The following is a 21,157-nucleotide window of genomic DNA, read 5'->3' as shown; positions in this document are numbered from 1 at the left end:
GCATAGCCATTCGGGTATGGACTCCGTGACCGTGTCGGAGGATCCGACCCGCGACGAACTGACGGAACAGTCGAGGTCCGCGCATGTCTGAGAAGAAAGTCGGAAAGAACGCATCGAAAGCTGCTTCCGCTGCGCCAAGGGCAACGAGCGGACGCAAGACTCCGCCGACAAAGTCGGCCGATGGCGTCGTCCTCCTGACCGGCGGCAACCCGCAGATCGCCAAGGGCTATGGAGACGCCCCGATACAGCAATACATCGCTGCGATGCCGGGATGGAAAAGCGATCTGGGCAAACGTCTTGACCGGCTGATCGTTGAGGCCGTTCCCGGTGTCGAAAAGGCGGTCAAGTGGAACTCTCCCTTTTATGGCATGGAAAAGGATGTCTGGTTCCTCGGCTTTCACTGCATGACGAAATACGTGAAGGTCGCTTTCTTCCGTGGCGCGCAGTTTAGCCCCATGCCGCCCGGCACGTCGAAACAGCCGGATGTGCGCTATCTCGACATCTATGAGGCCGACGAACTCGACGAGGCGCAGTTTCTGGACTGGGTCAAACAAGCCAGCGAGCTACCGGGCGAAAAAATGTAAAGCGTCGCCGCAGCGCGAATCCGCCGCCGACCGGAATGGCCGGGCCGGGCTTGCTTCCAAGCGGCACCTCAATCGGCGTTGCCCACCATGAGGACCTGCATGACTGCGGCCATTGCAGGGTCGGTGCCGGCGGCATAGTCGGCAAAGCTCGTCGAGCGCGGGATGTCCGGCTGAAGCGGGCCTGCCGGAACGTCATAGGCGTAATTCAGGAGGAAACAGGTCCTGATCTCCGACAGGCTGCATCCGTGTTCCCAGTCGTGATAGGCCGTCGAATAGCGGATATTGATCTTCGAGTTCGGCAAAACCGTGCGGCCGCCTTCACCCCAGAACTGCAGCCGGTCTCCCATCGGCTCGCCGACAAGCACCGTGCGCGTGCCGCCGAAATGCCTCAGGCGCGCCGCCGTGCTGATCGCCGCCGAAAAGGTATTTGCGCTGGTCAGCACAAACAGTCGTCCGTCAGGCGGCAGGATGGCCGGGAGCCTTTGCGAGAAATCGGCGGTCAATTCGTAGTTACCGCCATTGTTGAACCGCAGATCGACGACTGCATTGCGTATGGGCTTTTTCTCCGCTTCATCCAGCATCTTGGCGAGCCCCTGCGAAAGGCCTTCCGGCGTGGCATCCCTGATGCGGTTGATCTGGACATAGAGCAGATCGGGCAAGGGGTAGTGGTGCCAATAATTGGCGTCGGGGCGCGTGAGATAGGCCGGCAGCGTGACGTCGTCGAGCACGTGCCGCCACCCGACGTCGCGACCGGTCTGCGACAGGGGACTGAAATCGCGTCGTGGCCAGACATGGGCGGTTAACGGTTCCGGCGCGCCGGGCGTGGCAAGAAGAGGGATTTGCGCGACGTTTCCATCCTTAAGACGGATGAGATAGGCGCTTTCCTGCGGGCTTTCGGCAAGGCCGGCGGCATGGAGCAGTTCCGGCGAAATTGCGACATTCGGGACGAATTCCCTGCCGAGATTGGCGGGTCCGCCGAAATGGGGCCGCAGCGCATCGACAACGGCCTCCGTCGCCCGTCCATTCACCTCAAGGATCTCTCCGCCCAGAAGGTGCGATTGCTCGCCTGTCGCTGCGATCACGAACAGGCCTTCGGCAAACCAGCCGAGCCGGACGGGAACCGCATTGAAACTGTGACCACCGACAAGCCCGACGACACTGGTGTGCCCATTGTCGGCGAGCGCGACCGCCTTTGCAGCCGCCATCGCCAGGCCAGCGCGGTCGAGATCGCCGGCCCGTTGTTCGATCGCATCAAGGGAGCCCGTAAACGCTGCCTGGGCGGCTGGCGAAAAGCTTCGGTCAACCTCGATCAGGCGCCGCAGATGGGCAAGGTCCTGCCTGTTGCGTTCCAGTTGCGAGGCTGCGGCCGGAAAGTCGCTCCGGGGATAGGTCTTCAGCGTTGGGTAGAGAATGACGGCAAGCGGCGCGACCACCAGGAGAAGCAGGGCGGCCAACATGATCGATGCAATCCGAACGCCGCGTCGCCGCCAAAACTTCTTGCCGCTCGGTGCCGGACCGTCCTTGCGGTCTTGCGTCTCGTTTCCCATCGATTGCCGCCCCCATCGGCGCGCCTCTTAGAAGCGCGATCCATCCCCACGTTCGGCGCTCCCTGCCGGGCCGGCGGCATCCCTTCACCATTGCCGCGATCCCTATTCGGGCGCGCGACAATGACGCAGGTCTGGCGATCGGCCAGACAAGACGTAGGAACGGCGGCTCGACAATTCCATGTTCGCCGCCGCGGAAAATCAAAAAGCCGGTTCGGTCCCGTATTCGTCGTGCCGCCGGTTCCAGACATAGGGTTCTGTCTGCGGCCATCCCGCGGGAGAGGCTTCCCATGTTTCCTGGCGACCGTAGGGCGTCAGATCCAGATAGGTCCACATGCTGCCGAGATACTCGACGCCACGCGCACCGTTGAAATAGGTGCGGTAGATATGATCGCCGTCCCTGAGGAAGACGCTGACGCCATGGCGCTCGCTGGTCCTTGTCGGGTCATCCGGATCGGCGACCGTGGCTCCCATGTCGTGGTTGAAGTCGCTCGCCATGGACGAGTACCAGACTGGGTGCTGCCACTGCATCCGGGCCTGGTATTTCTGCAGCGTCTCCAGCGGCGCGCGCGAAATCAGCACGATGGACGTATCGCGTGCGTTGAGATGCGCCGGATGGGTCATCGCGTCCACGACCCAGGAGCAGCCGTCGCAGCCCGCCTTCCATCCGGGCGCGAACATGAAGTGATAGACGATCAGTTGTCGCCGTCCGTCGAAGAGGTCGGCGAGGCTTACCGTGCCTTCGGGCCCCTCGAACGAATAGTCCTTGTCGATCCTGACCATCGGCAAGCGTCGGCGCGCGGCACTCACTTCATCGCGTGCGCGGGTAAGTGCCTTCTCCCTGGCAATCTGTTGTTCGAGTGCGACTTGCCACTCATCCATTGAAGCGATTTTAGGCAGCATTCTCAATCATCTCCCTTTTCCGCGGTTTGCTTGGAGGTGTCGGTGCAAAGCTGACTCCGATCGACGGCATCCAGCCGTCAGGCTCGGTTGCAGTTCTCGCGAAAGCTCGCAAACAGGTCTCATCGGCGCCGTCTCCGTTGCGTCCAGTTTCAATATGTTGCAAAAACATAACATGTCAAGCAAGCAGGACGAAGATCTGGTTTTCAAGGCGTTGGCTCACCCGCGCAGGCGGGCGATGCTCGATTGTCTCAAGGGCGAGGCGCAGGCCACGGGCATGCTCTGCGCGGCCTTTTCAGACATGGATCGCTGCACCGTGATGCAGCATCTGAAGGTGCTGGAGGACGCCGAGCTGATCATCGTCAGCTGGGCAGGACGCGAGCGCTGGAATTATCTCAATGCGCTGCCGATCAAGCACATTTACGACCGCTGGATCAGCGACTATGCCGCCCATGCCGTGACCATTCTCGACAGGCTGAAGACCGATCTCGAAGGGTAAATCTGAAGATAGTGTGAATTACGGATCACTTAAACAGTATTCATTTGTGTATAGTTTTCCGACAATCGACAATGTTCTGCCTATTTGAGGGGAGTGATATTTAGTGAAATTACGAGACGCGAAAGAATTTCTACCTTTCCTGGCAAGTGTTTCGAAAGCGTCGCTTTCATGCTTGCGCTCCACTCGTTCGTTGAGTAGGGAATTCTCGTCGGTTTCCGAAAGGAAATAACAGGGAATTCGCCGCGGCTCGCCGCGAAACGAAACTGCCCCCGCAACTGTAGGCGGCCAGTCCTCTCTCGAAAATGCCACTGGGCGATGGTCCGGGAAGGCCGAGAGGGAGCCAAGACCCGCCAGTCAGGAGACCTACCGACACCTGTAACTGAACAAGCCGGGCGGGGTGTCCGGGGAGGTTGTCGATGTCGTTGGTCGCGCCACAAGTGCCGGCTGTCGATGTTCTCTTGAACATCGGTTCGATCATTGCGTCCTGGCTCGTCCCCTCCGATCCGCGCGATCAACAGATCGGAGACAATGTGCCATGACCGCTTCGCGTTTCCTGCTTGCCGCCTCTGGCTTCGCCTTCTTCGCCACCGCCGCTGCTGCCGAACCCACCGCCTATCCGCTGACCCTGGACAATTGCGGCGAGACGATCACCTTCGACAAGGCGCCGGCGACCTCGGCGACCGTCGGGCAGGCGGCAACCGAGGTTCTCTATTCGCTCGGCCTCGGCGACAAGGTTACGGGCACGTCGGTCTGGTTCAATGACGTGCTGCCGGAATTTGCCGAGGTCAATGCCAAGGTTCCGCGCCTGGCGGACAACGACCCGAGCTTTGAAAGCGTCGTCGCCAAGAAGCCGGGGCTCGTCGCCGTGCAGTTCGTCTGGCACGTCGGCCCCGAAGGGATCGTTGCGACCCGAACCCAGTTCCACGAAGTAGGAATTCCGACCTATGTCCTTCCGGCCGACTGCGTCGCCAAGGACAACTCGGTGGGTGTGGACGGCACGCGAAGCGCGCTCTTCTCGACTGCCAGCATCCATCAGGGCGTGCGTGAACTCGCGCAGATCTTCGATGTTCAAGACAAAGGCGAGGCATTCGTCGCAGAACTCGCCAAGCGTGAGGCCAACGCCATTGAGCAGGCCAAGGCGCTCAATTTGAAGGATGTGTCTGCGGCCTTCTGGTTCTCCAGCGCGGAGATGGACATCGATCCCTATGTGGTCGGCCGGAAGGGAGCGCCTGCCTACATGATGGATAAGCTCGGCATCCGCAACGTGGTCGGCTCGGACGAAGAATGGCCGGTCGTCGGTTGGGAAACGATCGCCAAGGCCAACCCCACCATGATCGTCATCGCCAAGATGGATCGCCGGCGCTTTCCGGCCGACGACTACCTGAAGAAGATCGAGTTCCTGAAGACCGATCCGGTTGCCAGCCAGATGGATGCGGTGAAGAACAACCGCATCGTCGTCATGGATGCGCACGCGATGGACGCCACGATCAGAACGGTCGCCGGTATTGAAGTTCTCTCCGCTGCGCTTAAGGATTTCGGGTTGGCGAAGTGAAGACCGGCCTCTCGCGGCGCGCCCCTGCTTCCCGGCTTGGCCGGGCAGCCACGGGGACATTGGCTCTGTTTGCCACCGTTCTTGCCGGAACCTGCATCGGTGAAACGCCGATACCCGTCTTGACGGTTCTCCAGACCTTGGGGAACAAGATTTTCGGCGCGACCTATGGGCTCGATCCCATCGATGTCGGGATCATCTGGAACTACCGCCTGCCGCGGGCGATCGTTGCCGCCTGCTGCGGGGCGGGCCTCGCGGTTTCGGGCATGGTGCTCCAGTCCCTCCTGCGCAACGCCCTGGCGGATCCCTATCTTCTCGGCATCTCCGCCGGCGCCTCGACCGGCGCCGTGGCCGTTACCGTCGCCGGCCTCGGGGCTGGCGCGGTCTCGATGTCGCTCGGCGCCTTTGTCGGCGCCGTGACGGCTTTCCTCATGGTGGCGATCCTCGCCCGTGCCGCCGGTGGCGGGGTCACTCTGCGCGGAACAGGGCAGATCGTGCTTGCCGGCATCGCCGGATCGCAACTGTTCAACGCGCTGACCTCTTTCATCATCACCAAGTCGGCCAATGCGGAGCAGGCGCGGGGCATCATGTTCTGGCTGCTCGGCAACCTCAGCGGTGCGCGGTGGCCGGACGTCTGGCTGGCCGTGCCCGTGGCCCTTGTCGGGCTCGGCGCCTGCATCTGGTATGCCCGCGCGCTCGACGCCTTTTCCTTCGGGGCGGAATCCGCCGCGTCGCTCGGCGTACCCGTGCGGGCCGTCCAGGTGGTGCTGATCGGCCTTACCGCGCTGGTGACGGCCGTGATGGTCAGCATCGTCGGCTCCATCGGCTTCGTCGGGCTCGTGATACCGCATGCGGCCCGTTTCCTCGTTGGTGTGCGTCATGGCCGGCTCGGCCCGGCAACCGCCCTCATCGGGGCGGTCTTTCTGATCGCGGCGGATATCCTGTCGCGGACGATCGTTCCTGGCCAGGTGCTGCCGATCGGCGTGATCACCGCCCTGGTTGGGGCACCGGCCTTTGCCCTGATCCTTATCCGCGGGAGGCACCGATCATGATCCTGGAAGCACGCGATCTCGGCTGGTCCGTCCGCGGCAAGGCGATCGTTTCCCATGTCGATCTCGCCGTGCGGCAGGGAGAGACACTCGGCCTTGTCGGCCCCAACGGCTCCGGCAAATCGACCTTGATGCGGCTGCTGGCCGGCATCGTCCGGTCGACGTCGGGCGAGGTGCGGATCAACGGGCAGATGCTGCACGCCATGCCACGCCGCCAGGCTGCCCAGTTGATCGCCTTCCTCGAGCAGCAAGCCGAGACGACGGAAGCGATCTCGGTTCGCGATGCGGTTGAACTTGGCCGCACGCCCTGGCTCACGCCGCTGCAGCCCTGGTCGGCGGAAGACGACCGGATCGTCAGGCAAGCGCTCGACGATACCGATATGGCGGGCTTCGAAAACCGTTCGTGGGCAACACTTTCCGGCGGGGAACGCCAGCGGGTTCACCTGGCGCGGGCCTTGGCGCAACAGCCGCAGGTCCTGTTGCTCGACGAGCCGACAAATCACCTGGATATCCAGCACCAGCTTTCGATCCTGAAGCTGGTGGCTGACCTGCCGATAACCTCCGTCGTCGCCTTACACGATCTCAACCAGGCCTTTGGCTGCGACCGCGTCGGCATGATGTCCGCCGGCCGGCTGGTGGCGCTGGGGCCGCCGCGTGAAGTCCTGACCGTCGAACGGATCGCCGCCGTCTTCGGTGTTCGTGCGAGCATCGTCGTCGACCCCGAGGACGGAACCTCCATCTTCCGCTTTCATTCAGCCTAGCAAGGATTTACATGCGCGCGCTTCTCCTCGGATTGTCCCTGTTTCTCACCGCTTTCCAGTTCGCCCAAGCCGAAATGCACGAGGTGAAGATGCTCAACCGTAACGCTTCGGGACCGATGGTCTATGAGCCAGACTTCCTCCAGATCGCCCCCGGCGACACGGTGAAATTCATCGCTGCCACCAGCGGCCACAACGCGGCGACGGTCGACGGCATGGTTCCCGAAGGTACCGCTGGTTTCAAGGGCGGGATCAACGAGGAGATCGAGGTCACGCTCGACGCGGAGGGGTTCTACGGGATCAAGTGCTCGCCCCATTTTGCGATGGGAATGGTGATAGTGATCCGTGTCGGCGACGCGAAGGTCGACACAGGCTTTGCGGCGGCCAAGGTTCCGGCCCGGGCGCGCAAGCGGTTTGACGAGATCCTTGCCAGGAACGGTTTCGGAAAGTGACGAACGACACCGAAGAAGGGGCAGGGCGCGCGAATTTTCATCTGAAGGAAGCGATCCGCAGCTACTGGTCGGAGCGCGCGAGGACCTTCGATCTCGCTTTCGGCCACGGCATCCTGTCTGAAGCCGAGTTTTCCGCCTGGCAGGAACCGATCCGCGCCACCCTTGGCGTGAAGCCGCTGCGCGTGCTTGAACTTGCCTGCGGCACGGGCGAGGTCACAAGGCTCATCCACGATCTTGGTCACGAGGTTACGGCGCTGGACTTCTCCGAAGCGATGCTTTCCGTCGCCAAGGCGAAACACGCCGGCAAACCGCGGCTGCGCTTCATCCTTGCCGATGCCGAAAACACCATGGAGCCGGATGCCGCCTATGACGCGATCGTTTGTCGCCACCTCGTCTGGACGCTTACCGAGCCCGAGGCGACCTTTCGCGAGTGGCACCGGTTGCTGCGACCGGGTGGGAAGCTGGTGATCTATGACGGGGACTGGGCGCAGCCTTCTCCGATCGGACGTCTCGCCGAACGCCTGGTGGCCTTGATCGACAGGTTTTCCGGGCCCGATCCCTATTACGACGGGTCGTTGAGCCAACGCCATGCCGAGATCATGCGTGCCCTGCCTTTCGGTCGCGGGCTGCGGTTCGAGCAGCTTTCCGGTCTGTTGGAGGAGGCGGGCTTCAAAGGGATCGAGAAAATGTCCCATGCGCCGGTCGCTCGTGCCCAGCGCAAGTCGGCCAACCTGCGAAACTGCCTCCGCACCTTCGTCTACAGGCGCTTCATCCTGACCGCGCATTCGTCGACTGCGCGCTAGACCCCAGTGCCCTGAACCGCGAGGCGCTGGTTCAATCGGTGACGCCGCACCAACCCGGCAGGAAGCTGGCGGACTTGCCGTGGGCAAGATCGAGCGCGTCGTGCACGGCCTTGTCGATGTCATTGGCGATGCGTTTTGCATCGATGCGCGAGCGCAGGAAGTTTGCCCACATGAACTCGCTGTAGGGCGTTGCGTCCTTGGCGTAACCGCCGGCGCGGCGGAGCGCGCCCGCAAGCGACCGGTAGGGGTCGTCGACGAGGCCGGCGATCGTGCGCGGCAGGTCCTGGTGCGATCGCCGCAGGCCCTGTGCGTCGAACGGATACATCCAGTGGCGGTGGTCCATGACCGACCAGAACTCGTCCTTGGACAGGTGGCTGAGATCGAACACGATGCTGGTCAGCACATGCGCGACGCCTTCCTCGTGCAGGGCGCGCACGAGATGATGATGGTCGACCAGATACGGTCGCTCCTTCGGGCCGAGCACCACCGGTACCATATGATGTCCCAGGAATTCCGCGCCATGCCGCTTGGCAGTCTTGCGCCATTCCCGCCGTTTTTCAGTGACTTCGAGGAAGCCGACGGTGATCTGGGTCGGGCGAAGTTCGGCGATGTCGATCGGTTGCAGTTGCGGCTCATAGTTTGGGGTCATCGAACGGCTCCGGGTAGGGACGCGGTCGTTTCGGGTTGGGAGGCGGCAGCTACGGCATCATCGACGCTGTAGCTGAGATAGGTGAGAAGCGGGGGAGCGGCCAGGGCGATCATGTCGCGGACCCGGTCATGCACCCGTGCATAATAGAGGTGCTTGCCCTGGGCGCGCACAAGCGTGTCGAATTCGATCAGCGCATCGAGCGCGGTGCTGTCGAGGTCGAAGCTTTCCTCGAGGCTGAGGATGACGGCGCGTGCGGTCTGATCGTGGCCGATCCGTGCGGCCGTCTCGGTCAGGATGGCATCCGCATTGGCAAAGAACAGAGGTTGCGCCGGACGCCAGATGGCGATGCCCGGCATCGTTTGCGCGTCCGCGTGGCGGGCGATGTCGACGAAGTCATGGCCTTGTCCCAGGCGACCAAGGGAGGCGACATAGGGTGTGGCCAGCCTGTGCAGCAAGACGGCGAGCGAAAGTGCGACAGCAATGGTGATGCCGTTGACGACGCCGAAGGCGATGACCCCGACTGCCGCTGCCAGGGCGATGACAACGTCGTGTTTCAGTTTCCACAGCCGCAAAAGCGGCCGAGGATCGAGCGCATGCGCCAGGGCGGCAATGACGACGGCAGAAAGGACCGGCTCGGGAAGGCTCTGAAGCAGATCGGCGCCAAGGACGACGAGCAGCGCAAGGCCGACTGCGGCGACGAGCGCCGTCATTCGGGTTTGCGCACCAGCAGCCTCGGCCGCGGAGCCCGCCGAAAAACCGGCGCCGACGGGCATGCCCTGTGCGATGGCAGAGGCGGCATTGGCAGCGCCGAGCGCCAGCAGTTCTCGATTGGCCGTCACGCTTTCGCCGTGACGCAATGAAAGCGACCGGATCGTGCCCCAGGATTCGGCAAAGAGGATGAGAACGAGCGGCAAGGTGTAGGGAACAAGCTGCCGGATCTGGCTCCATTCGACGAGCGAGAGCGACGGCAAGGTCATCGAGATCGACATCGGTCCGACCACCGCCACGCCGTGGCCCGCAAGGTCCAGCAGCCTGGAAGCCAGGATGCCGGCGCAAAGCACCAGAAAAGCGCCGGGAAGAAACGGAGCGCGCCGCAGCACGAGGAGGGCGGCAAGGGACGCGACGCCGACGGCGATGCTCACCATGTTCCACCGGGGCAGCGCCGCAAAAAGCCCGGCGATCTGATGGACGATGTCGGTTACCGGCACCTCGATGCCGGTAACGGTAGGCAATTGCCTGACGATGATGGTGACCGCCAGCCCGAAGGCGAAGCCACGAAGAACGGGGCGGGAGATGAAGCTTGCGAGGTTTCCAAGCCGCAGCAGGGAGGCCACGACGAAGAGCAGACCCGTCAGCGCCACCATCACCGTCACCAGTGCCATCTTGTCCGCCGTCGAACCGGGCAACGCCGCGATCGTCGCCGCAAGAATGGCGGCCGACGACGATGTCGGGGATACGATGGCAAAACGGCTGCGGCCGAGGATGGAATAGGTCAGGCAACCGACGATAGCCGCGACGACGGCGTGCTGCGGTGGCAGGCCGGCGATACCGGCATAGGCAACAGCTTCGGGCAGCATCAATCCGGCGACGGACAGACCCGCGATCCAGTCCCTGTTGCCCACGCTCGTCGCAACCTTTCTCCTGCTGCCCGCCAGAGAATCTAGCGGATTGCCAGGCGAAATCCATAGCGCGCCCGGGGACGCCGCCCAGCATCAAAACTGCCGGGAGGCCCTGGCGCGTCCGCCGACGGATTTCTCCCCGTCTTCGCCGACGTTGAGGAGCAGGCCGAGATCGAGCAGCCAGAAATCGGCGGTTGCCAGCGAGATCCCCGCCGTCAGATTGCCGAACAGGCCGGAGCCGTCGAGCCCGGAATAGCCGGCCGTCGCGCCGAGCTTCGGCGTCAGCGTCGATCCGTTTTCGAGCAGGAAAGACCGTTCGATCTCGGCGCCGAGGCTCACCCGGAACTGCTCCTGGTCGAAGCCGTCGATGGTGATCCTGTCGCCGGCGCTGTTGTGCACGGTGTAGTCGTCGACCGTTTCGGAGAAGTAGACGGCGCGCAGCTTCGGCGTCAGCACGGTCGATGGATCGAGATCCCACTGACCCTCGATCGCCGTATCGACCATCCATCGCGTCGTGTCGAACGTGCCGTCCCAGAAGGCGGTGTCGATGTCGTTGGCCGAGCCGCCGTAGAGCAGGCTTGTATCCCAGAACACGCCTTTGCCGAGTTCCAGCGATGCATAGGGGCCGGCGAGCCAGCCGTTTCCCGTCAGTTCGGCATCGGCGTCGGTCGGGTCCGTCATCCGGTCGTAGTGGAAGGACAGGCCGACCAGCGCCTTTTCCGACAGCAGGTAGTCGGCGCCGACGTTGAGCATTGCGAAGCTGCCCCACTTGCCGTCGTTCTCGTCGCGGCTATGCGCCAGGAAAGCGAGATCGACCCAGGCATTGAAGGCCCTTGGCTGGGCGTCGGAGATGCCGTCGGCGGCATCCCGCGCGGCGTCGAGCTGCGCCAGGCTGGTGCTGAGGTTCGCGGTCATGCCGTCTTCGGACGGCGACATTCGCGCCGTGATCGTATCGGCCGCCCGCTCCATCTGGCGCCGTTCCAGGAGACCTGGAACAAAGATGCCTGTCGCGATGAGGTCTTGCCGGGTGGCGACGAAGCCCCGCACGAGGGCGTCGATGTCTTCCGCCACCTGCTGTGCACCGAAGGAAAGATTGTAGGTGATGGTGCCGGTGTTCGAGACGCCGAGCGCACTGGTCAGGCGGTAACCCACCCTTGCCTTGCCGGAAAAGGCAGGGTTCGGCGTGAACTGCAGATACCATCCGACTGGTGTGCCGACCGGCCCGGCCTGTGCGAGCTGGCCACGAATGATCGCCGCCGTACCGGCGCTCGCCGGCTCGACGAAGCTCAGCTGCGCTTCGGTGAAAGGCCCGCCGGTTGCGCCGCGGTTGAGGTAGACGTCGGCTGGCGTCGCGCCGGCCGGAACGTCGATCACCTTGTCGCCGACGGTGATCTCAGGCGGTGTGACCGTCAGTCTGTATGTCTCGGTTCCGGTCGCGCCGTTGCCGTCCTCCGCCCGGATCGAGAAGGCGTATTCGCCTTCGCTCCTGGGGCCAAGCGGTCCGGTCAGTTCACCGGTCGAGACGTTGAGGACCATGCCATCAGGCAGTGCGCCCGACGCGATCCTGTAGAGCATCGGCGCCCGTCCACCCACGGCGGTGATTTGCTGCCGGTAATCTTCGCCGGCCATGGCATTGGCAAGACTTCCGCCAGCTGGCGTAAAGGTGAAGGCCGGCGCGCTCACGGTGATCGTCACCGTCGCCGCGGTGGATGTGCCGGCGGCGTTGCTTGCGGTGTAGGTGAAGCTGTCCGAACCGGAATAGTCGGCAGCCGGCGTGTAGCTGATCGTCGTTCCCGTGCCGTTTGCGGTGCCATGGGACGGTTGCGAAGCAACCGCAACGCTGTCGGCCGGATCGCCGGTGATGTTGAGCGGGATCGCATTGCCCGAGGATTTGGCCGCAACCGTTACGGAAACAGCATGGACGATCGGTGCACTGAGGGCCGGGACAATGGTCAGCGAATAGGCGGCTCCATCCGTTGCGCCATAGGCGTCAGTCGCGGCGATCGTAAACGCGTTGCTTCCGGCCGCCGTCGGCGTGCCGGCCAACACGCCGGTGGCTCGATCGAGCGTCAGGCCGGCGGGAAGCGATCCTCCGGCAAGCGTGAAGCTATAGGGCGCCGACCCGCCGGAGGCGGTGATGGCCTGACTGTAGGCGACGCCGGTGGTGCCCCCGGGCAGCGCACCGGCGGCAGGGGTGAGGGCAACAACCGGAAAAGCTGCGGTCAGCGAATAGCTCGCCATCGTCGATGCGCCGTAGGCGTCTGTCGCAGCGATTGTAAACGCGTTGCTTCCGGCCGCCGTCGGCGTGCCGGCCAACATGCCGGTTGCCCGATCGAGCGTCAGGCCGACGGGAAGGGATCCTCCCGCAAGCGTGTAGCTATAGGGCGCCGACCCGCCGGATGCGGAGATGGCCAGGCTGTAAGCGACGCCGGTGGTACCCCCGGGCAGCGCACCGGCGGCAGGGGTGACAACGACAGTCGGAAACGTTGCGGTCAGCGAATAGCTCGCCGTCGTCGATGCGGCGTAGGCATCTGTCGCGGTCACCGTGAAGTTGGCGGTCCCGGTGGTCGTCGGGGTGCCGCTGAGCGCGCCGGTTGGACCGTCCAGCGTCAGGCCTGCCGGCAAATGTCCCGCCGAGACGACATAGCTATAGGGAGCCGACCCGCCCGAGGCGGATATGGTCTGGCTGTAGGCAGCGCCGATGGTGGCGCCCGGCAAGGCGCCGGCTGAGGGGCTGAGATCGATGGTCGGAAACGCGACGGCTATCGTATAGGCTGCAGACGCCGAGGCGGAGTAGGCATCCGTTACAGTGACGGTGAAACTGGTGCTCTCCGATGCGGATGGCGTGCCGCTGATGACGCCGGTTAACGGCTCGAGTGTCAGGCCTGCCGGCAGTCTTCCAGCCGTAAGGGCGTAGTTATAGGGGCCCGATCCACCGGATGCGGATAGGCTCAGGCTGTAGGCGATCCCGGTCGTGGCGTCGGGCAGGGCGCTTGCTGCCGGCGAAACGACGATCGTCGGATAGGACACGTTCAGTGCGTAGGCCGCGCTGGTCGATGCGCCATAGGCATCGGTCGCGGTAAGGGTGAAACTCGAGTTGCCGATGGTTGTCGGTGTGCCACTGAGCGTGGCTGTCGCCGCATCGAAGGTGACGCCCGTCGGAAGTGTCCCCGCCGTCAGCGCGTAGGTATAGGGCGCCGACCCACCGGAGGTGGAGATGATCTGGCTGTAGGCAACGCCGGTCTTTCCGCCTGGAAGGGTGCCGGCTGCGGGCACCATGGCGATCGTCGGATGCGCGACCTCGACGGCGTAGGTTGCATTGTGAGGGCAACCATAGACATCAGTCATGTCGACGGTGAAATCGTATGTGCCTGCTCGTGTCGGTGTCCCGGTGAGCGTGTTGGTTGCATGGTCGAATGTCAGCCCTGGCGGCCAGGAGCTCGAGCTGATGGTGAATGCTCCAATCCCCGATCCCGAAGCGGAAATGTTCTGGCTGTAAGGAACGCCCGTGAGCGCGCCTGACAGAAGGCTCCCCCTTGAGGGGGTGAAGGAGACCGTCTGACAGACGATGGTCAGAGAATAGTTGGCTTCTCCGGTTGCACCGTAGGCGTCGGTGGCCGTGATCCTGCTGTTGAAGGTGCCTGTTGCCGTCGCAACGCCGCTGAGCGTGCCGGTTGCCGGATCCAGGGAGATGCCGGGTGGCGGAGCGCCCGCGGTTATCTGGAACGTGTTAGGGGCAGTTCCGTTCGAGGCCGAAAAGCTCTGACTGTAGGGCCGCCCGGCCACGCCGCCAGGAATGGGGCCCGGAGAGGGTGTCAGCTCAAGGGTCGGCCGTGTCACGGTGATCGAGACAGTCGCAGCCACCGAGGTTCCCGACAGGTTGGTGGCGGTGTAGGTGAAGCTGTCGGTTCCGGAATAACCTGCTGTCGGGGTATAGGCAATCGTGGCGCCCGAAACGCTTGTCGTTCCATGACTTGGACTGGCGCCGATCGCCACGCTGTCGGGAACACCTCCGGTGATGTTCAGTGTGATCATGTTGGCCGACGAGTTCGCGGCGACGGTTGCCGAAACGGCGTTCGCGGTTGCCGGCGCAATATAGGTGTACTGATCCGCCGCCAGGGTCGCGCTCGTGCCGCTGGGAGTGGTGACCGTAACATCGTATGTACCGGCGGCATTGACGGGCGCTGTCGCGGTAATCGAGGTCGGGCTGGTCACCGTGAAGCTCGCTGCCGATGCTCCGAACCGGACTGCGGTTGCGCCGGTGAAGTCGGTGCCGGTCACGGTAACACGTGTGCCGCCGGCCGTCGGACCGCTTGCGGGGCTGACACCCGTCACTGTCGGCGGCGGCACGACAGTCAACGCGGCGTTGTTTGAGGCTGCAGTCGGCGTGCAGGCGCCAACGGCGATGACGCGATACATGTAGCCGTTCATGCCGCTCGTTGCGCCAGAAATGGTCAACGTGGCCGTAGTCGCGCCGGAATAGAGAGCGTTGTTGGAGATGCTGTTGAAGCCGGCCCCCTGGTCCACCTGCCATTGATAGCCCGTGGCACTGCTCGCCGTCGCACTGAAGGTGGTGTTGCCTCCGACCGGGATCGTCGACGCCGACGGCTGCCCGGTGATCCGCGGGCCACTGCGAACCGTGAGCGCTGCGGGATCGGATGTGGCGTCTGGCGAGGCAGAACCGGTTACGATCGCGCGATAGAGATAACCGCTCAAACCAGCCGTCGCAGTGGTGATCGTCAGGGTCGATGTCGTTGCGCCCGCGTACTGCCCGCTGTTGCTGATATTCGCGAATCCGGCCCCCTGGTCCACCTGCCACTGAAAGCCGGTGGCGTTGGACGCGCCGACGCTGAAGATGGTGTTGGCACCGGCACAGATCGTCGAAGCGGTCGGCTGTGCCGTAATCGAGGGGGGCGCCGCCGCTCGGGCGCGATCGGGAAGTGTGACGACCGACGAGACGGCCAGAAGAATGATCGTGGTCGCCGGCAAGAAGCGTCTTAACGCTGCTCTCAAGTGGATGGATGCCTTTTTGGCGTGAACGCAAGGTGCCGCAAAAAGGCTGGACACCCTGGCGCGCAGAAAACTTGCGGCGCATGACGATGCGCCGCTTGCCATGAAATGCATGCCGACCTCACTCACTCCCTCGCGGGAGTCCCCTCATTGGACGCTTCGTCCGCGTATCCGCGTATCCGCGCATCGAGCCGCCGCCCCGTTGCAAAAAAATCGGTCCGGGCGAGTCCCTCATCGCCCTTCGCCTGTCCGTCGCAGGCCGGAACCTGGCAAAGGACCGCCCCGCAATACCGCGTGCCGCATCGCCGCGCTTCTCATTGAGCGCAGAGGCGAAACTTTGAGGCCACCCACGACGACAGGTCCGATTCCGGCCGCAATCGGTGGAAATCAAGGGGTGCAAGCCCGGGCAACGGCCGGTGATAGCCGGTCAACGCGGTATCAGCCCGAAAATGGTGCATTCGCACTTGGCTGGCGAGCGGGGGCTTGCGGCCTCCCAAAGGCATGTGGGGCATACCCCGGAGGCGATTCCGGGCGGCATCCCGCGGGCGCGGCGGGTCTCTTGATCTGGTTGCCGGCACCACGATAACAGTAGGGCCGCAGCCGGCCTGACTGGCGCTATCGGGGTGTGCGCCAGACCAACATGATTCGTTTCTCAACCGACGATATCGGCCCGGAAGACCGGTTCGATCAGTGGCGCGAAGTGCGCGGCAAGAGCCTTTTCGGCGTGACGATCGAGCTTGCTGCCGAGAAGCGTCGTGCCTTCAAGGGCGCGTTCCAGGCGCATCGCGTCGGCAGCGCCATGACGTCGGAAATGCGCGCCTCGGCCTACCATGTCAGCCGGACCGAGGCAGACATCGCCCGCATCGCCGGCGACAGCCTCTGCATCGCCTTTCAGGTGAAGGGCGGGGGTCTTCTCGATACGGGAGGCGACCGCGTCCAGTCCTTCAAGGACGGTGACATGGCGATCAGCTATTCCGATCTGCCCTACCGCGCGACGCCGGGCGGTCATGACGAATTCCACTTCCGGGTGATCACGGTGCCGTTCGACAATGAGCTGATGCTCGGCGGGCAGACGCGCGACCTGCTTGCCACCCGGTTCACCGAGACCGCATACGCGCGGCCGTTTCGGGCGCTTTTCAACGCAATCAGCGAAAGGCATGCCCATTTGGCCAATCCTGACGCGGAGGTGGCCCATATCGCCAGGCTGGCGATCATGGCGCGCGGTCGGCTGGCGCCCGGCATGCCCGAAGTGCGCGCAGCCCTTCGTTCGGGCCTGCGCTATGCCGCCGAGGAGATCATGGCACGGGATAAACACCAGCAGAAACTGACGCCGGCAAAGGTCGCGCTCGAGCTCGGTATTTCCGTGCGCCAGCTGCATGTCGTGTTCGAACACGCGGAATTGACCTTTGCCCGCACGCTGGCATCGATGCGGATTTCAGAGGCCCGGCGGCTTCTGGTCGAACGGCCCGCCTTGCCTGTCACCGAGGTCGCCTATGCCTGCGGATTCGATAGTCTTGCAACGTTTTATCGACTTTTCGCGGGCGCTTACGGGATGGCGCCGGGCGAGTTCCGGGCGTCTGGCTCGCTCCATTAGACCCGGGTAGAAGCCTGCTTTGCCGGAAGGCCGGCCCCGACACCGGATCAATCCGGTTGCCAAAAAGCCATAATTGCTTCACCTAGATCCTCTTCGACACTCGGCATTAAGAATTGGGTCAACGCTGAATGCGCATTTCATACGTCTTCCTTGGTGCATTTCTTGCAATCGCGCCGGCCGCCTATGCCGACGTTGCCTCGCCTCCTGTTCTGGAGCCGCTGAAGCAGCAGGCACAAGCCGCGCAGTTGAGCGCAAAATTTCTGACGCGTTACAGCTACAAGCCCGTTCCGCTCGACGACGCCCTGTCGGCCAAGATCATGGACAGCTTCGTCGACTCTCTCGATCCGGATCGCGGGCTCTTCCTGCAGGCCGACATCGACAGTTTCAAGCCTGACCGCAACGAGATCGACGATGCCATCAAGCACAAGGACCTGAAGATCCCGTTTGCGATCTTCAACGTCTACGGCAAGCGTGTTGTCGACCGCATGAATTACGCGCGCGAGCTGTTGAAGCAGGACTTCGATTTCACGAAGCAGGAGGATTACTCCGTGCTGCGGGACAAGGCGCCTTGGCCGCAGTCGGAAGCTGAGAGCAACGAACTGTGGCGCAAGCGCGTGAAGAGCGACTGGCTTCGGTTGAAGCTCAGCGGCAAGGCCGATGCCGACATCCGCGAAACGCTCGACAAGCGCTATGCCAATGCGCTCGAGCGCGCTTACAAGTATAAGAGCGACGACGTCTTCCAGTCGTTCATGAACGCCTACACGACCGCGGTCGACCCGCATACGGACTATTTCGGCGCCAGCGCCTCGGCCGATTTCGATATTGCGATGAAGCTTTCGCTGGTCGGCATCGGCGCGGTGTTACAGGAGCGCGACGACTACACGACGATCCGCGAACTCGTGCCCGGCGGGCCGGCGCAGCTGTCCGGCAAGCTTGCGGTCGGAGACCGCATCACCGGTGTTGGGCAGGGCCACGACGGCCCGATAAAGGAAGTGGTCGGCACCCGCATCGATGAAGTCGTGCAACTGATCCGGGGTAAAAAGGGATCGGTCGTGCGTCTGGACGTCCTGCCGGCGGATGCGGGAGCAGATGCCGCCCATCGCATCATCACCCTGGTGCGCGACAAGATCAGCCTCGAAAAGCAGGCGGCGCAGAAGACCGTCCTGTCCGTGAAGGCGGGCGATACCACGCGCAAGATCGGGGTGATCACCCTGCCGGCCTTCTACGAGGATTTCGAGGCCCGACGCAAAAGAGAGAAAGACTATCGCAGCGCAAGCCGCGACGTCGCAAAGCTTCTCGAAGAGTTGAAGCAGGAACAGGTCGACAGCGTGCTGATCGACGTGCGCAACAATGGCGGCGGTTCGCTGGACGAGGCGATTGCCCTGACCGGCCTGTTCATCGGCTCTGGTCCGGTCGTTCAGCAGCGTAGCAGCGACGGCAAGGTCGTGGTCTCAAGCTCGGAGTTTCCCGCGCCGATCTGGACGGGCCCTGTCGGGGTCCTGATCAACCGCGGCTCGGCGTCTGCCTCCGAAATCTTTGCCGCGGCGATCCAGGATTACGGTCGCGGTGTCGTCATCGGCGAACCCAGCTTCGGCAAGGGCACGGTTCAGACCGTCGTCGATCTCGACCAGATGGTTCGCAACAGCAAACCCGCATTCGGCGAACTCAAGGTGACGATCGCCCAGTTCTTCCGGGTCAATGGCGGCACCACGCAGCTGCACGGGGTAACGCCCGATATCAGCCTGCCGGGGCTTTCCGATCCAACGCGCTTCGGTGAGACGAGCTACGACAATGCCCTGCCGTGGTCGGAGATCAAGCCGGCAGACTATGCGCCCGCCAACACCGTCACGGCGCTGCTGCCTACGCTGCAAGGTCGTCATGATGCCCGTGTCGCAAGCGACCCGGAATTCCAGCGCCTGCTGGAAGACATCGCCGACATCAAGGCGCAGCGTGAAAAGGGCACTGTCTCCCTCAACGAAGCCGAACGTCGCAAGGAGATGAAGGATCGCGAAGCGCGGCTCAAGTCTCGGCAGGGAAGCGACGCGGACGATGCCGGTGACGACGATGGTCTGAACGCCGACGAGCGCAGCCTGAGTGCCGATATCGCCATGGAGAAAGCCCGCAAGAACGTAAAGGATGTCCTGCTGACGGAGGCGACGGCCATTCTTGCCGATGAGGCGGATCTGCAGGAAGGCGAACTGAAGGCGGTCACGCAGCCATCGGCAAGCGCGACCGGAAAATAATGTGCCCGGCCGATGGCCGCGGTGATGCGCAGGCACAAAAGGAAAGGCCGACAAAACATTCGTTTTGTCGGCCTTTTTGTTTCCTGCTTTGTCAGGCGTTCAGCCGTTGTGGTTCCCTGGCATGAGCGCGTCAGTATCTCTGCTGGATGGGCCGACCTGGGAGGCGCTCGAGTGTCTGGGCGAGGGAGGCTTCACCTCTATTGATTTGTGCGACCGTCCTGTCTCTAAGTGAGGACATAGCCGCTCAACTCTCAGTATCGTTAGCCGTGTTTCATTTCCGCAGGATTTGCCTGCCCGTGCCGTGCAAGACTTTCTATGATTTCAAGCATGACAAGGGACCCTTATGCGCAACCAGGAAAGCTACAACAAACGCCTCAACCGGGTCGTCGATTACGTCTATGCCCACCTTGAGGATGATCTTTCCTTCGATCGGCTGGCGGAAGTCGCTTGCCTTTCGCCCTATCACTGGAGCCGCATCTATTCGGCCATGCGCGGAGAAACCATTGTCGCGACGATCCGCAGGCTGAGGCTCCAGCGCGCTGCCGATCGGCTGGCCAATTCCGACCTCGAAATCGAAGCGGTCAGAGCGCGTGCCGGGTATAGCTCGACCGACACATTCGGGCGGGCTTTCAAGGGCGCCTTCGGCGTGAGCCCGGCCGCCTACCGTGAGGCAGGCTCGCACGCTGCCTTTAGGGCCGCACATGCTACCAGCGAGACAGATGCCTTCCCTGTCGTGATCGAGAGCTTGCCGGAACGCCGCTGCGCCGGAATCGATCACATCGGTTCCTACATGGAAATCGACCACGCCATGGGTCGGCTCTTTGCCGAGCTTGTCGACCGCCATTCCCTGCCGGCAGAGCCCGCCATGCTCGGAGTGTATTTCGACGATCCTGATCTTGGACCCGAGGCGGAGTTGCATTCGCGCGCCTGCCTGCCGGTGGCAACGTCCGTCACGATCGATGCGCCACTGGTGGAGACGGTTCTGCGCGGCGGGCCATATGCGAAGTTGCGTTACAAGGGACCCTATGCCGATATGCGCGGCGCCTATCGGTGGCTTCTGGGCGTATGGCTGCCTGCATCTGGTTATGAGCCGGACGATGCGCCGATCTTCGAATCCTATCTCAATGATCCACGCGAAGTGCCGCAAAACGAACTGCGCACCGATATTTACCTGCCCCTCAAGGCCGTGTCATGAAGGCGCCACCTCTCCCCCGACCCGTTGCCGAAGCGCTATCGCGCTACCCCGAACCGGTGCGAGCGCGTCTGTTGGAGATCCGTGAGATTGTATTTTCGGTAGCCGCAGAAACGAACGATATCGGCGCGCTCACCGAAACGCTCAAATGGGGCGAGCCGGCCTATCTCACCGAGGCAAGCAAGAGCGGGAGCACCATCAGGCTGGGCACCGCCAAATCGGCACCGGACAAATGCGCGGTGCTTTTCAACTGTAAAACAACGCTTGTTGAGACGTTCCGGGCCCATTTTGCCGATGACTTCGCATTCGAGGGCAATCGCGCCCTCATCGTGCCCGCCACGGGCGCTCTATCGCGCGAGCCACTGATGCTCTGTTTGCGCGCGGCCCTGACCTATCATCGGTCGAAGGCCGGGTTTCTGTAAGAGGTAGCGTCGGTGGCTTCCTGCTGCCGAAATGGATTCTCGCCGTCCGAGACATCCGACGCCCAGGATGGCGGGACGGTCATCAGTCCTGCCAGATGGGATCTGCTTGTCGTTTTGCGTTTGTGCCGCTGAGTTCCAAGTAAATCGAGCATGCACTCAGAAATAAGATGCTGAATACGATCAGCGTGCTAAAAAACATGAAGAGGTACATGAATATACTCCGGGTAAAAATCACTGTGCATCTTTGTCTTATTGCTCTCTTGCAGGAACATTACGCTGTCCGAGGGCTG

Annotated in this window: 16 protein-coding genes and 1 riboswitch; of the genes, 11 read left to right on the top strand and 5 right to left on the bottom strand. The window is 63.0% G+C overall.

Annotated features, from left to right (window positions below; all coding sequences use genetic code 11):
• Window positions 1-83 precede the first annotated feature (83 nt).
• Window positions 84-584, top strand: a complete 501-nt coding sequence (locus tag L981_RS04430; protein WP_043612087.1) for a DUF1801 domain-containing protein — start codon at window positions 84-86, stop codon at window positions 582-584.
• Between the two features lie 68 nt (window positions 585-652).
• Here L981_RS04430 and L981_RS04425 read toward each other — a convergent pair whose 3' ends face one another.
• Complete coding sequence (locus L981_RS04425; RefSeq protein WP_156133960.1) at window positions 653-2,041, bottom strand: hypothetical protein; 1,389 nt, start codon at window positions 2,039-2,041, stop codon at window positions 653-655.
• A 288-nt stretch (window positions 2,042-2,329) separates the two neighbouring features.
• A complete protein-coding gene (locus tag L981_RS04420) occupies window positions 2,330-3,031 on the bottom strand; it encodes a DUF899 domain-containing protein (RefSeq protein WP_043612082.1) in 702 nt (233 codons plus the stop codon).
• A 172-nt stretch (window positions 3,032-3,203) separates the two neighbouring features.
• Between L981_RS04420 and L981_RS04415 the strand changes: the two genes are divergently transcribed.
• The 6 genes from L981_RS04415 (at window position 3,204) to L981_RS04390 (ending at window position 8,138) form a co-directional block, all read left to right on the top strand.
• Window positions 3,204-3,527 carry a helix-turn-helix transcriptional regulator gene (locus L981_RS04415; RefSeq protein ID WP_043612080.1) on the top strand — a complete coding sequence of 108 codons (324 nt, stop codon included), beginning with the start codon at window positions 3,204-3,206 and terminating at the stop codon, window positions 3,525-3,527.
• Between the two features lie 192 nt (window positions 3,528-3,719).
• Window positions 3,720-3,913: riboswitch (cobalamin riboswitch) on the top strand.
• A 149-nt stretch (window positions 3,914-4,062) separates the two neighbouring features.
• Window positions 4,063-5,079: an ABC transporter substrate-binding protein gene (locus L981_RS04410; RefSeq protein WP_052201586.1), complete on the top strand. Its 1,017-nt coding sequence runs from the start codon at window positions 4,063-4,065 to the stop codon at window positions 5,077-5,079.
• A complete protein-coding gene (locus L981_RS04405) occupies window positions 5,076-6,128 on the top strand; it encodes an iron ABC transporter permease (RefSeq protein ID WP_043612078.1) in 1,053 nt (350 codons plus the stop codon). The genes L981_RS04410 and L981_RS04405 overlap by 4 nt, the downstream gene beginning before the upstream one ends.
• Entirely contained in the window at window positions 6,125-6,886 is a 762-nt protein-coding gene (locus tag L981_RS04400) for an ABC transporter ATP-binding protein (protein ID WP_043612076.1), read from the top strand. The genes L981_RS04405 and L981_RS04400 overlap by 4 nt, the downstream gene beginning before the upstream one ends.
• 11 nt (window positions 6,887-6,897) lie before the next feature.
• Window positions 6,898-7,335 (top strand): pseudoazurin, encoded by a 438-nt coding sequence (locus tag L981_RS04395; protein WP_043612074.1) that lies wholly within the window; start codon window positions 6,898-6,900, stop codon window positions 7,333-7,335.
• Entirely contained in the window at window positions 7,332-8,138 is an 807-nt protein-coding gene (locus tag L981_RS04390; RefSeq protein WP_052201585.1) for a class I SAM-dependent methyltransferase, read from the top strand. Before L981_RS04395 ends, L981_RS04390 begins: the two co-directional genes overlap by 4 nt.
• Window positions 8,139-8,169: 31 nt before the next feature.
• Here L981_RS04390 and L981_RS04385 read toward each other — a convergent pair whose 3' ends face one another.
• From L981_RS04385 to L981_RS04375, 3 genes are all read right to left on the bottom strand, one after another.
• Window positions 8,170-8,787: a ParB-like protein gene (locus L981_RS04385; protein ID WP_043612072.1), complete on the bottom strand. Its 618-nt coding sequence runs from the start codon at window positions 8,785-8,787 to the stop codon at window positions 8,170-8,172.
• Complete coding sequence (locus L981_RS04380; RefSeq protein ID WP_197067096.1) at window positions 8,784-10,409, bottom strand: SulP family inorganic anion transporter; 1,626 nt, start codon at window positions 10,407-10,409, stop codon at window positions 8,784-8,786. The genes L981_RS04385 and L981_RS04380 overlap by 4 nt, the downstream gene beginning before the upstream one ends.
• A gap of 90 nt (window positions 10,410-10,499) precedes the next feature.
• On the bottom strand, window positions 10,500-15,395 hold the full coding sequence (locus L981_RS04375) for a putative Ig domain-containing protein (protein ID WP_052201584.1): 4,896 nt from the start codon (window positions 15,393-15,395) through the stop codon (window positions 10,500-10,502).
• Between the two features lie 721 nt (window positions 15,396-16,116).
• Between L981_RS04375 and L981_RS04370 the strand changes: the two genes are divergently transcribed.
• From L981_RS04370 to L981_RS04355, 4 genes are all read left to right on the top strand, one after another.
• Window positions 16,117-17,010, top strand: a complete 894-nt coding sequence (locus tag L981_RS04370) for an AraC family transcriptional regulator (RefSeq protein WP_043612173.1) — start codon at window positions 16,117-16,119, stop codon at window positions 17,008-17,010.
• A 128-nt stretch (window positions 17,011-17,138) separates the two neighbouring features.
• Window positions 17,139-19,253, top strand: a complete 2,115-nt coding sequence (locus tag L981_RS04365) for a carboxy terminal-processing peptidase (protein ID WP_043612070.1) — start codon at window positions 17,139-17,141, stop codon at window positions 19,251-19,253.
• 343 nt (window positions 19,254-19,596) lie between these two features.
• Window positions 19,597-20,448, top strand: coding sequence for a GyrI-like domain-containing protein (locus L981_RS04360; RefSeq protein WP_043612068.1), 852 nt, complete (start codon window positions 19,597-19,599; stop codon window positions 20,446-20,448).
• 71 nt (window positions 20,449-20,519) lie between these two features.
• Window positions 20,520-20,867 (top strand): DUF1801 domain-containing protein, encoded by a 348-nt coding sequence (locus L981_RS04355; RefSeq protein ID WP_371258821.1) that lies wholly within the window; start codon window positions 20,520-20,522, stop codon window positions 20,865-20,867.
• The last annotated feature ends 290 nt before the right edge of the window (window positions 20,868-21,157 follow it).

The sequence above is a fragment of the Ensifer sp. ZNC0028 genome (assembly GCF_000799055.1).
In the GTDB taxonomy this organism is placed as follows: domain Bacteria; phylum Pseudomonadota; class Alphaproteobacteria; order Rhizobiales; family Rhizobiaceae; genus Ensifer.
This window is presented reverse-complemented; position numbering and strand designations above follow the sequence as displayed.